The organism is Periweissella ghanensis (genome assembly GCF_918814755.1).
Classification (GTDB): domain Bacteria; phylum Bacillota; class Bacilli; order Lactobacillales; family Lactobacillaceae; genus Periweissella; species Periweissella ghanensis.
The window spans coordinates 40,475-53,341 of record NZ_CAKKNT010000006.1 but is presented as its reverse complement, the minus strand read 5'-3'; the positions used below and the strand labels follow the sequence as shown (position 1 = coordinate 53,341).

The window sequence follows — 12,867 nt, the reverse complement described above, 5'->3', positions numbered from 1 at the left end:
TTGGCTTAACTATTTTAAAATAGTTTTGGTTAACGCCATTAATTTACCGCGATCTGAAAATTCTTGATCGAGCATTTCTGGTAACACTGATTTAATCACATATTTAACACTTGGCATATCACCAAATTCCAGCATTGTTTCCAAACTTTCTTTATATATCTCCACAAAGACTGGTTCGGGATTACCTTTTTGAATTTCACCAAAGGCTTCATACAATAAATCTAATTTATCAGCGACTGATAAAATCCGACCTTCTAATGAATCATCCTTACCTTCAGTTAAACGACGGCGGTAGCGATCAGCCAATTCTGATGGAATTTCATTCTCAATAAAGTTTTCCGTTAAGGAATCTTCCACATCTGAGAGCATCATGCGCAACGTATGCGTCGCATATTTAACCGGTGTCTTAATATCACCGATAAATCGCTCGGTATAGTCGTGATTGAGGGCTTTTTCGTATAGTCGTTGCCAATTAACCTCATTACCGTTAACTTCCTCAATATCGCCTAAAAATTGTGCTGCTTGTGTCACCTTCCATGAGTGGGCTGCAACGCTGTGACCTTGATACTTAAAATATCCGGGTGCGCGGACAACCATCTCGAGTTCACTTAAGCCTTGTAAGTATTCATGCATCCCCATTGAATTATGCCTCCGATTTGTTTTATATATCCTATCAAAATGTGAAAAGAGTTGCAATATTTTACGCTAAGAAAAAGGAAGTGCAGGTAATATTGATAAATCCACGAAATAACCCCCTTGAAGCAATTTTCTTCAAGGGGGTTATTAGCGTATTAGCTTACTGAAACACGTTTTAGTCCTAAAACAAACCTAATATTTAGGCAATAAAGGCACTAATGGCGCCTTCAAAGGCCGTTAATTGTTGTAATGCTTGGGCTTCAGTCGGTGCAACTGTCCCAATGTAGAATTTAATCTTGGGTTCCGTTCCTGATGGACGGACCGCAATCCAAGTCCCATCAGCAAGGTGATACTTCAAAACATTAGCCGTTGGTAATGTCAACGCGGTGGTTGTTTGCGTTGCCACATCAAATGAAGTTTGTTTACTGAAATCCTCAACTTTAACGACGGCCACATCCGCAAATGCTAGTGGTGCTTGCTCACGGAATTTTGTCATAATCGCATTGATTTGTTCAGCCCCATCAACCCCAGCAAAAGTTTCTGAAATCGTCTTTTCACGGAAGTAACCATATTCAGCAAATAAACTTTCAACGCCATCATAAATTGTTTGGCCTTGAGCTTTGTAATAAGCAGCCACTTCAGCTAATAAGACTAATGTTTGAATCGCATCTTTATCGTGTGAGAATGGCTTGATTAAGTAACCGTAAGATTCTTCAAAACCAAACATAAAGGTGTGTTCATTAGTTGCTTCAAAGTGTTCAATTTGTTCGGCAATGTATTTAAATCCAGTTAAAACGTTAATCATTGCAACGTTAAATGATTTAGCAATCGCCGTTGCAAATTCTGATGACACAATTGATTTAACGGCCGCGGCATTACTTGGCAATGTTCCTGCATCTTGGTTAGCCTTTAAAATGTAGTGTAAGAGTACCCCCGCAATTTGGTTACCAGTCAATAATTGATATTCACCATTTGGTAAGCGTACAGCGGCTCCTAACCGGTCAGCATCTGGATCAACGGCCATCAATAAGTCAGCGTTAACTTCTTTACCAAGCTTAATCGCCAAATCAAACGCAGCTGGTGATTCCGGATTAGGTGATTTAATAGTTGGAAAATCACCATCAATTACGGCTTGTTCGGGCACAATCACATAATTATTAAAGCCCGCATTTTTAAGGGCCCGTTCACCAATCATTTGCCCCGTCCCATGTAATGGCGTAAAGACTACCTTCATGTCTTTACCAACGGTATCAATCAATTCTTGGTTAATCGTAACCGTCTTAACGGCTTGTAAGTATGCGCGATCAATATCTTCACCAATCACTTTAACCGTACCCGCAGCCATTAATTCTGCTTCATCGGCAACTTTAACCCCGAATAAATCAGTTACTTCGCGAATGTAACCCGTAATTAAATCGGATTCCTTAGGTGGCATTTGCCCACCATCTTCACCATAAATCTTGTAACCATTATATTCTTTCGGGTTGTGCGATGCCGTAATCATAATACCGGCATATGTTTTCAAATGGCGAACCGTAAATGAAAGTTCTGGCGTAGGCCGTAAACTTTCAAAAACATACGCTTGAATACCATGCGTTCCCAAAACTCGGGCGGCTTCATGGGCAAATAATTCTGAGTTATGCCGTGAATCAAAACTAATGGCAACCCCACGTTTACGTTCATCAGCAGATAACGTATCCATAAATTTTGCTAATCCTTCAGTCGCTTGGCGAACCGTGTAGATGTTCATCCGGTTAATTCCAGCTCCTAACACCCCACGCATCCCTGCCGTTCCGAAACTCATTGGTTGATAAAAAGCATCTTCCAAGGCTGCTTCATCATGCACTTTAGCATCTAACTCACTACGTAAATCAGTTGCTAAATTTTGGTAATCACGCCAAACTTCATAGTTATCTTTCCAACTCACAATATTTGCCTCCGAATAGTTAATTTGTATGTTAATTATAACTTATTAACCAAAAAAAATCAGATAGAAAACGAGTTCCCATCTGATTTTTATAATTTTAATCACCTAATGTTTGTAAGTAACCGTAAGCACTTTGGCCAGCAATAGCTCCATCACCAACCGCCGTCGTAACTTGGCGAAGTTCCTTTTCACGAACATCCCCAAGGGCGTAGATTCCTGGAACCTTAGTTGCCATTGAATCATTAGTTTCAATCCAACCATGTTCATTAGTAATACCAAGGTCAAGGAATGGTTCTGAAATTGGGTTAATTCCAACGTAAATAAAGACTCCGTCAGCAGCAATTTCAGTCACTTCTTGGGTTTGGTTATCAACTACGCGAACGCCAGTAACTTTTTTGTCATCACCTAAGATTTCTTGCACCTCAGTGAACCACTTAAAGTTAATCTTGTCATTTGCAAAGGCCCGGTCTTGTAAGATTTGTTGTGCGCGAAGCTTGTCACGACGGTGTAAAACCGTAACCTTTTCAGCTAAACCAGCTAAATAAGTTCCTTCTTCAACGGCAGAATCACCCCCACCGACAACAATAACATGCTTGTTACGGAAGAATGCCCCGTCACAAACGGCACAGTATGAAACTCCACGGCCACCAAATTCTTCTTCACCAGTCACACCTAATTTCTTGTATTGGGCACCGGTTGCGATGATGACACTCTTAGTTTCGTAAGTATCCATATCAGTAACAACCGTCTTAGTTGCCCCGTGGTCTTCAATTTTAGTTACCGTTCCAAAAGCGTATTCGGCACCAAATTGCGTTGAACTTTGGTACATCTTTTCAGCTAAATCCGGACCTAAGATTGAATCAAAACCAGGATAGTTTTCAATCTCAGCGGTATTATTCATTTGACCACCATATACCCCACGATCAATCATCAAAACTGATGAGTTAGAACGTGAGAGATACAAAGCTGCTGTCATCCCACCAGGGCCAGCACCGATAACGATTGCATCATAAGTTTTTTCTGCCATTTAAATTGCCTCGCTTAATTTGTTTAATTCATTTTACTATACTTTAGTAAGTAAGTCACTCATTAACTTTTATTTTATCAAAAAAGGACTAGCCATTTCACTGCCCTAGTCCTTTGTTTTACACCAATTGCTTACATTTCTTGCGCAAGTTTTTTGATGTATTCACGTAATTCATCTTTCGTTTCGGGGTGTTCAAGCCCAAATTCAATTGAAGTTTCCAAGAACCCAATCTTAGAACCGATATCGTAACGACGACCAGTAAATTCATGGGCATAGACATGTTGACGTTTGTTCAAGCTATCGATGGCATCGGTAAGTTGAATTTCGCCACCTTTACCTGGCTTAGTATTTTCAAGTTCTTCAAAAATTTCTGGTGTTAGTAAGTAACGACCGATAATTGCTAAATCTGATGGTGCCTCATCAGGATTTGGCTTTTCAACGAATTGCCGTACTTGGTATAAATTATCGCCTACTTTTTCGATAGGATCAATCACCCCATACTTTTTCGTTTCTTCGTGAGGGACTTTAACAACGGCTAAAGTTGATTCACCAGTTTTTTCGTATTGGTTAATCAATTGCTTAGTCAATGGGACTTCATCACGCGTCATATCATCACCAAGTAATACTACGAATGGTTCATCACCCACAAAAGCTTTGGCTTGTAACACGGCATCACCAAGACCACGTGGTTTTGATTGCCGAATGAAGTACAAGTTAATATCAGTCGTTTCTTGAACCATTTGTAACTTTTCAAGTTTACCATCAGCTTCAAGGGCGGCTTCAAGTTCTGGATTTGAATCAAAGTGATCTTCGATTGAACGTTTTGACTTACCATCAACAATCAAAATATCTTCAATACCAGCCGCGCGGGCTTCTTCAACGATAAATTGAATAGTTGGCTTATCAACAATTGGCAACATTTCTTTAGCCAATGCCTTCGTTGCTGGTAAAAAACGAGTTCCTAATCCAGCTGCAGGAATCACTGCTTTTTTAACTGATTTCATTTCACATACTCCCAAATTAGTCTGTATATTTTTTATTTCTTAATAATTTAATTATGCTTACATTCTAGCACGGTTTAGCGCTTACATACACGTTTTTTAATCAATTTCTGAAGTCGCCTCCCGTTGCATCAATTCTTTAATGGCCTTTTTAATATCCTTACCTTCATAAAGAACTTGGTAAATCGCATCTGTAATTGGCATTTCAACATGGCGTTGGGCTGCGAGTTCTTTTGCCGCTTTGGTAGTTGAAACCCCTTCAATGACCATCCCCATCTCCGCTTCAACTTCCGCCAATGATTTACCTAGGCCTAGTTGGTAACCAGCGCGCCAGTTACGGGAATTTTTGGAAGTTCCAGTAACAATCAAGTCACCTACCCCAGATAAACCGATAAACGTTAATGGATTGGCACCAAATGCTAATCCTAATCGGGAAATTTCGGCTAAGCCCCGTGTTAATAAGGCGGCTTTTGCATTATCACCATAACCAAGACTGACTAATGCGCCAGCTCCGATGGCAATAATATTTTTAAGCGCACTTCCCATTTCCGTCCCGATAACATCATCATTCGTGTAAACGCGGAAATTATGATTTGAAAATGCTTTTTGAATCCGTTCAGCAATTGGCATACTAGCACTCGCAACCGTTACCAGTGTTAAGTCATGTTTAATCACGTCTTCTGCATGTGATGGTCCTGATAAAACGGCAATCGCAATCGTATTAGCGGCGGGAATTTCCTCACTTAACATTTCAGAAACCCGCTTGTACGTCTTTTGTTCAATCCCTTTTGTGGCATGCGCAACGATTACTTTTTGATCATTAGCAACTAAAATTTGCGCTAATTTACTAGCAACTTCGCGGACCGCTTTAGTTGGCACTACACTTAAAACAATTTCAACCCCCGTAACAGCCGCCGCCATATCAGCATAAGCAACTAAATTAGCATTAAGTTGAGCATCTTTTAAATACCGTGTATTCGTATGCTTTTCGTTAATTTCAGTTACTTGGGCGGGATTATGGGACCATAAACGCACGTCATGACCATTTTCGGTTAAAACATTTGCGAGCGCAGTTCCCCACGAACCTGCTCCAAGAACGGCAATTTTCTCTGTCATGTGCAATCTCCTCAATTACTACTACATATTTTGGGTCAAACTATGACCATCTAAATACCAACGATTTTCGGGTTTGCGTTTGCGACGAACATACCACAAAACAATGGCCCCAAAGAATAAAATTAATGATAATACTTGTGATACTCGGAATGGTCCCCAGTATAAACTATCTGTCCGCATTCCTTCAATCCAGAACCGACCGAATGAGTACCAAATAATATAGGTTAAAACCACTTCACCTTGCTTGAAAAGATGTGGCCGGTGGCGTAAAAGCATAATAACGATAAACCCAGTCACATCCCACAATGATTCCCATAAGTAAGTTGGCATCCGATAGTGCCCACCAATAAACATTTGGTTAACAATAAAGGTTGGAATGTGTAAATTTGTCAAAAATGAATGTGAAACAATGCGGCCATAGGCTTCTTGATTCATAAAGTTACCCCAACGACCGATCCCTTGGGCCAAAATAACCGTTGGTGCAATAATATCGAGGTACAACCACGTATTAATTAGCTTATGCCGCGTCACGAATAAGACGACGAGCAAGCCACCAATCAAACCACCGTAAATCGCAATTCCACCATCCCAAATTGCTGGAATTAGCGCTGGATGTTGACTATAATATGGCCATTCAAAAATCACATAGTAAATCCGGGCGGTTACTAATGCTACGGGCATCCCAATTAGAATCACATCATAAATGTCATCTGAGATTAAATGCCGCCGTTTGGCTTCCCGTACAGATAGCGTCACGGCCAACACAACCGCACTGGCAATAATTACCCCATACCAGTGTACCGGCCAGCCACCAATTTTAAACGCAATTGGATTTAAAGCTGTTATTAAATCAATCAATTATCAATCCCCAACTCTCACTTATTTTTCGCTGTTTTCAGCAATTAATTTATTTAAATTATCATCAAACTTCTTCATCGCATCATACCCCATTGATTTAGCACGGAAGTTCATTGCCGCGGCTTCAATAATGATGGCTAAGTTACGACCCGTGCGGACTGGTACCGCAAAGCGTGGGATATCCACTCCAAAAATGCTTAAAACATCACCAGCATTACCGAGGCGATCAAATTTAGCATCTGGCGTCCACGTTTGTAGGTGTAAATTCATCGCAATAGTTGCATGTGAACGGACTGCTCCAGCCCCGTAGAGATTCATCACATCAATAATCCCCACTCCCCGAATTTCCATCAAGTGATTCAAAATGGCGGGTGCTTCACCAACTAAGCGTTCTTCATCTTGTTGATAAACATCAACGCGATCATCAGCCACTAAGCGGTGACCACGGCGCACTAATTCCAGTGCGGTTTCAGATTTACCAACCCCAGAATCACCCGTAATCAAGACTCCCAAACCATAAATGTCAACCAAGACCCCATGCACTGATTGTCGTTCTGCTAACTTGCCCCCTAAAAAGTAAGTCATGTTAGCTAAAATCCGGGATGATGTTAATTTAGTACCTAAAATTGGAATTTGCGCTTCAGCAGCAGCTTGAATAAACTCATCGGGTACCTTAAGGCCGGTTGAAACAACAAACGCTGGCGTTTCTTTGGAAGCCATTTTACGGGCAACCATTAATAGTTCATCATGGCTCATGCGCTTTGAAAATGAAATTTCGGTAATTCCTAGTAACTGCACACGGTTAGGTGCGTAGTAACTAAAATAACCTGTCATTTCCAAACCTGGCCGTGAAATATCCCCAGTCGTAATAATCCGATCTAAAAATTCTGAACCGGCCACAACTTCTAAACGAGTATTTTCAACTAAATCTCGTACCTTAACAACGTCTGCCATTTACTGTATTCTCCTAATTTTCGCGATTAAAATAATTTGAAACAATTGCATTAATCACTGACATAATAATTGCCATCAAAATGGTCGCCCCAAACGATGCAAAGTGAAAATTATGGGTACCAACTAGATAGGCTGTTAATTCCAGTAATAATGCGTTAATGATAATACTAAAGAGGCCCAAGGTCATAATCGTAATTGGCAAAGAAATAATTACCAAAAACGGTTTAACAAATGCATTTAGCAACGCCAATACAATTGCCGCCCCTAAAGCTGCCCAAATGCTGCCAACATAAAAAATTTGCGTACTTTGCAGTAAACCTGCCAGTGCGGTGAAACTAATTACATTGATAATTACTCGTTGTAAAAATGTCATATATTACTTATCTTTCTTTGGATTACTTTCATCAAGAACCTCACCATCAACAATAATGGTTGGTTTTTGTGGATTTGTTTTTTGTCGGGTTGTGCGCCGTGGACTTGGGCCACTTTTAGCTTGCCCATTAGCTTGTTGTTCACGACTAGCATCTCGAAGTTGACTAAAAATATTTAACCAACTTCCGACCGGAGCGGGCATCAGGATAGTTGCTAATAAGTAGATTAACAACCATGATCCAAACCCAATATGGAAATGACTTCCAATGATGACTAATAGCGCGATGACCATAAATAATAACCGCACGATTTTGGCATCAATTTCAAAATATTCGGCAAAGCCGCCCAAAACTCCAAACACAACGCGATTATTAGAACGTCGTAATTTCTTTGTTTGTTTCATTAACTTTTCTATACCTCGTAAACTTAATATTTTATAGCTTTACCCTTTAATTTTATCTTATCTACTAGGTTTTTAACACTAAAAATGCCAAATGCTAACCAAAGCTTTAGGCAATTGATCCCCCGTTACTGTCGTACTAAGGAATTCATTTGCATCCCCACTGAAAAAAATCCCAGCAAGAAATTAATCTTGCCGGGATTCTTAAGATCAGTATTTACTAAACAAATGAACTGCTGTTGCCAGGGTTTAAATCAACGATTTTACCTGTACGCTTGTAAACAATCCATTCCGCAATGTTCGTTACATAATCAGCAATCCGCTTCAAGTGACCCGCTACGATTAAGTAGTCCGTTCCTGACGTTGCTAATTCGCTATCTTTTTCAATGTTTGCAATCACATCCAACCGGACTTGGTGTGATAATTCGCCAACACTAACATTGTTAGCGGCAATAATACTAGCAGCTTGGGCATCATCGTTAACATAGACCCCAAGGATATCTTTTACCATTTGACGAGTTTGTTCACCCATCTTAGCAATTGTTTCTTCGATTTCTGCTGAACGCTTAGTTCCTTTAACCCGAATAGTTGCTTCGGCCACATCACGCGCATGGTCGCCCATTCGTTCAAGTTCAGAGACCGCTTTTAAAACTGTCACAATTTCACGTAAATCAATTGTCACTGGTTGATACAAAGCAATCATTTCGAAAGTCTTCTTTTCAATCGCTACTTCGCGTTGGTTAATTTGTTCATCAGATTTGATAATTTCCAATGCTGTGTCACGGTCATGGTTCACAAACGCCACAACGGCTTTACCAATGGTTTCACTGACAAGCATCCCCATTTCAGTAAAAGAAGCATCCAAATCTGATAGTTCTTCATCAAATAAGCGTCGCATAATAATCTCCTATTCCCGTTACCTAGCCAAAACGACCAGTGATATAATCTTGTGTTTGTTTTTCTTTTGGATCAGTAAATAATTGCGTAGTTGGGCTAACTTCGATCAAGTTCCCATCCATGAAAAATGCGGTACGATCAGAAATACGAGATGCTTGAGACATATTGTGTGTAACGATAATAATCGTGTAATCGTTACGAATGTTCATCAAAGTTTCTTCAATTTTGTGTGAAGAAACCGGGTCCAACGCACTAGTTGGTTCATCCAACAACAAAATATCAGGTGATACGGCTAATGTTCGGGCAATTGAAACCCGTTGTTGTTGGCCCCCAGAAAGTGATAATGCACTCTTATGGAGCACATCTTTAACTTCATCCCAAATGGCCGCTTGCTTTAAAGATTTTTCAACAATTTCATCAAGTTCAACTTTTTTAGTCTTACCCGCAATCCGTAACCCAAAGGCCACGTTGTCATAAATTGAGAATGGGAAGGGATTGGGTTGTTGGAAAACCATCCCAATTTGTTTCCGTAATTCAACCGTATCAGTTGTTGGTGCATAAATGTTGTTACCTTTAAACATGAAGTTTCCAGTAACCGTTACCCCTTCAGTCAAATCGTGCATCCGGTTAATTGCCCGAATATACGTTGACTTACCTGAACCTGAAGGTCCAATTAAAGCAGTAATTCCTTTTTCAGGAAAATCTAAATCAAAACCGTGTAAGGCTTCTTTATCGCCATAGTAAAGGCGCACATTTTCTGTTGTTAAAATTGAATCTGCCATTGTGGCCTCCTATACTACCCGAAATTACCTGAGATATAATCGTTCGTTAACTTAACCTTTGGCCGTGTAAAGATCTTACGGGTTTCATCATACTCAATCGCTTTTCCTAAGTGGAAGAATGCTGTGTAATCAGAGATCCGTGCGGCTTGTTGCATGTTGTGCGTAACGATAACAATCGTGTACTTTTCTTTAAGTTCAAGCAAAGTATCTTCAATTTGTGAAGTTGAAATTGGGTCCAACGCACTCGCTGGTTCATCAAGTAATAAAATATCGGGTTTCATCGCAATTGCCCGCGCAATTACTAACCGTTGTTGTTGACCCCCAGATAATGCCAACGCACTTTTACCTAAGTCATCTTTAACTTGATCCCAAAGGGCCGCTTGCTTAAGTGATGTTTCAACAATCTCTTCAAGCTTGGCTTTATCGCGCATTCCACGTTGCTTCAAAGCAAACGTGATATTATCACGAATTGATTTAGCAAATGGGTTTGGTCGTTGGAAAACCATGCCAATGTGCCGACGCATTTCGTAAACATCAACTTCTTTAGAATTAATGTCAATGCCGCGGTACATAATTTGTCCTTTAACGGTCGCAATATTATCATTCATCCGGTTAAGTGACCGTAGGAATGTTGATTTACCAGAACCTGATGCTCCGATTAAAGATGTAATCTTGTACCGTTCAAATTCTAAATCACCTTCTGACAATGCTTCGTTATCACCATAGAATACCCGTAAGCCGTGGGTTGATAATGCAATTTCTGCATCCTCACCAAAACGATAAATGTTCCGTAATGGTGCGTTATCAGTATTTAATGCTTCATTTTCTAACATACTTTAATTCCTTTCAGATACCCGTGGTTTAACGAGCTGATGTCAAACGTTTGTAGAGCGCTTTACCAATCCAACGTGCAGATATGTTGAAAATTAAAACTGCAATGATTAAGACAGCTGAAGCACCGGCAGATACTTGTGCAGCATCAGGTTGAATACCTTCAGAGTTAATTTTCCAAATGTGCACCGCTAAAGTTTCAGCTGGACGCATCAAGTTTAATGGGCTCGTAGCATCAAATGGGTTCCAGTCAGTGAAGTCAAGGGCTGGAGCTGATTGACCGGCCGTGTAGATCAAAGCGGCGGCTTCCCCGAATACCCGACCAGCTGAAAGCACAATCCCTGTAACAATACTTGGAAGGGCGGCTGGGAAAATCACGTGAATTACAGTTTCCCATTTTGATAATCCTAAGGCTGAACCAGCTTCACGTTGTAAATCAGGAATTGACTTCAATGAACCTTCAACCGAACGTGTTAACAATGGTAAGTTGAAAATTGTCAACGCAATCGCCCCTGAAAGGATTGAGAACCCTAATTGTAATTTAACAACAATCAACAAGAAACCAAACAATCCAACCACAACTGATGGCAATGAACTTAAAATTTCAATGGCTGTTCGAATAATCGTTGTAAACATGTTTTGCTTCGCGTATTCGTTTAAGTAGATTCCCGCACCCAAGGCAATTGGAAAGGAAATCAACATTGTGATAAATAAAAGATAGATTGAGTTAAACAATTGGAACTCAATCCCCCCACCAGCTTGGAAGGCCAATGAAGGACTTGTTAAAAAGTGCCAACTTAAGTGTGGTACACCACTAACTAAGATAAATCCAAGTAATCCAGCTAAAAGAAGAACGACTAATCCCGCAATTAGATATAGGACTGCCGTAGCAATCTTATTTGAAATTTTTGCATTCATTATTTCAATTCTCCCTTCTTACCAATCACACGAATAATAATGTTAAATACTAATGACATAAATAATAAAATCAAGGCCAATGTCCAAAGCACATCGTTTTGCATTGATCCCATCACAGTGTTACCAATTCCTTGCGTTAAAATTGATGTCAAAGTTGCGGCTGGACTAGTTAAGTTTGTTGGCAAAATTGGGGCATTCCCAACCACCATTTGGACCGCAAGGGCTTCCCCAAAGGCGCGGGCCATTCCGAACACGATTGCCGTTAAAATCCCTGGTGTGGCCGCACGTAAAATAACTTTGTAAATTGCTTGCCAACGAGTTGCCCCAATCGCAAGTGCTGATTCACGGTAATATTGTGGGACTGAACGTAAAGTATCAACCGTCATTGATGTTACAGTTGGTAAAATCATTACGAATAAGACCACTGTTCCGGCTAAAACCCCAAAACCTGAACCACCAAAAATGTGTCGTTGAAGTGGGACGATGACAGTCAAACCAATGAAACCATAGACAACTGATGGAATCCCAACCAATAATTCAATAACTGGTTGTAAAATTCGGGCACCGTGCTTTGGTGAAATTTCTGTCATGAATACCGCCGTACCAATTGCAAATGGTGTCGCAATAATGGCTGAAAGGACCGTAATTAAAAATGATCCGACAATCATTGGCAAGGCCCCAACTTCTTGTTTACCATGGGCATCAGTAGTACCAGGATTCCAAGTTTTACCACTTAAGAATTCCCAGACATTGATTTTATCAACAAAGAATGTTGATAACCCTTTAGATGCAATAAAGTAAAAAATTGAAACGACGATGACTGCAATCAAAATCAATGCTGCCATTGTAATTGATCGCCCGAAACGTTCACGCTTGGTTGCGATTGATGTCTTTAATAAACTTTCACGGATTTGATCCATGAGCACTCTCCTTCTAATTAACCCACTTAAGTACACATTGCTCTTATGCAGCACAACTATGTATCAAAAGCTATCTACTACAGCAGCAGATAATGTAATTTATGTTTGCTAAATTCTAACTTCTGCTAAATACACAATATTATTCTATTTTTAAATTCAATCAACAAAAAAGTCCGTGTCGAAATATTCGCCACGTTTATCTTTTGTATCCTCCCCTGCATAATTTTC

At 40.1% G+C, this 12,867-nt stretch carries 14 protein-coding genes; all 14 read right to left on the bottom strand.

Features of this window, described 5'->3' with window-relative positions; all coding sequences use genetic code 11:
- Positions 1 to 9: 9 nt before the first annotated feature.
- Positions 10 to 639 (bottom strand): YfbR-like 5'-deoxynucleotidase, encoded by a 630-nt coding sequence (locus tag LQZ76_RS03535; protein WP_230098385.1) that lies wholly within the window; start codon positions 637 to 639, stop codon positions 10 to 12.
- Between the two features lie 196 nt (positions 640 to 835).
- Positions 836 to 2,563: a phospho-sugar mutase gene (locus tag LQZ76_RS03530; protein WP_230098384.1), complete on the bottom strand. Its 1,728-nt coding sequence runs from the start codon at positions 2,561 to 2,563 to the stop codon at positions 836 to 838.
- 97 nt (positions 2,564 to 2,660) lie between these two features.
- Complete coding sequence (gene trxB, locus LQZ76_RS03525; RefSeq protein WP_230098383.1) at positions 2,661 to 3,590, bottom strand: thioredoxin-disulfide reductase; 930 nt, start codon at positions 3,588 to 3,590, stop codon at positions 2,661 to 2,663.
- Between the two features lie 131 nt (positions 3,591 to 3,721).
- Positions 3,722 to 4,594: a UTP--glucose-1-phosphate uridylyltransferase GalU gene (gene galU, locus LQZ76_RS03520; RefSeq protein ID WP_230098382.1), complete on the bottom strand. Its 873-nt coding sequence runs from the start codon at positions 4,592 to 4,594 to the stop codon at positions 3,722 to 3,724.
- A gap of 96 nt (positions 4,595 to 4,690) precedes the next feature.
- Complete coding sequence (locus tag LQZ76_RS03515; protein ID WP_230098381.1) at positions 4,691 to 5,707, bottom strand: NAD(P)H-dependent glycerol-3-phosphate dehydrogenase; 1,017 nt, start codon at positions 5,705 to 5,707, stop codon at positions 4,691 to 4,693.
- Positions 5,708 to 5,728: 21 nt separating this feature from the next.
- The gene (gene lgt / locus LQZ76_RS03510) at positions 5,729 to 6,565 is read right to left on the bottom strand and encodes a prolipoprotein diacylglyceryl transferase (protein WP_230098380.1); all 837 of its coding nucleotides are present in this window, start codon (positions 6,563 to 6,565) and stop codon (positions 5,729 to 5,731) included.
- Between the two features lie 21 nt (positions 6,566 to 6,586).
- Positions 6,587 to 7,519: an HPr(Ser) kinase/phosphatase gene (hprK, locus tag LQZ76_RS03505; protein WP_230098379.1), complete on the bottom strand. Its 933-nt coding sequence runs from the start codon at positions 7,517 to 7,519 to the stop codon at positions 6,587 to 6,589.
- A 13-nt stretch (positions 7,520 to 7,532) separates the two neighbouring features.
- Positions 7,533 to 7,892, bottom strand: coding sequence for a phage holin family protein (locus LQZ76_RS03500; RefSeq protein ID WP_230098378.1), 360 nt, complete (start codon positions 7,890 to 7,892; stop codon positions 7,533 to 7,535).
- A gap of 3 nt (positions 7,893 to 7,895) precedes the next feature.
- The gene (locus LQZ76_RS03495) at positions 7,896 to 8,294 is read right to left on the bottom strand and encodes a PspC domain-containing protein (RefSeq protein ID WP_230098377.1); all 399 of its coding nucleotides are present in this window, start codon (positions 8,292 to 8,294) and stop codon (positions 7,896 to 7,898) included.
- Positions 8,295 to 8,511: 217 nt separating this feature from the next.
- Positions 8,512 to 9,189 carry a phosphate signaling complex protein PhoU gene (gene phoU / locus LQZ76_RS03490; RefSeq protein ID WP_230098376.1) on the bottom strand — a complete coding sequence of 226 codons (678 nt, stop codon included), beginning with the start codon at positions 9,187 to 9,189 and terminating at the stop codon, positions 8,512 to 8,514.
- 22 nt (positions 9,190 to 9,211) lie between these two features.
- Positions 9,212 to 9,970, bottom strand: a complete 759-nt coding sequence (gene pstB / locus LQZ76_RS03485; RefSeq protein WP_168722191.1) for a phosphate ABC transporter ATP-binding protein PstB — start codon at positions 9,968 to 9,970, stop codon at positions 9,212 to 9,214.
- Positions 9,971 to 9,984: 14 nt separating this feature from the next.
- Positions 9,985 to 10,803, bottom strand: a complete 819-nt coding sequence (gene pstB / locus LQZ76_RS03480; protein WP_230098375.1) for a phosphate ABC transporter ATP-binding protein PstB — start codon at positions 10,801 to 10,803, stop codon at positions 9,985 to 9,987.
- A gap of 28 nt (positions 10,804 to 10,831) precedes the next feature.
- Positions 10,832 to 11,719, bottom strand: a complete 888-nt coding sequence (pstA, locus tag LQZ76_RS03475; RefSeq protein WP_230098374.1) for a phosphate ABC transporter permease PstA — start codon at positions 11,717 to 11,719, stop codon at positions 10,832 to 10,834.
- The gene (gene pstC, locus LQZ76_RS03470; RefSeq protein WP_230098373.1) at positions 11,719 to 12,639 is read right to left on the bottom strand and encodes a phosphate ABC transporter permease subunit PstC; all 921 of its coding nucleotides are present in this window, start codon (positions 12,637 to 12,639) and stop codon (positions 11,719 to 11,721) included. Before pstC ends, pstA begins: the two co-directional genes overlap by 1 nt.
- Positions 12,640 to 12,867 lie beyond the last annotated feature (228 nt).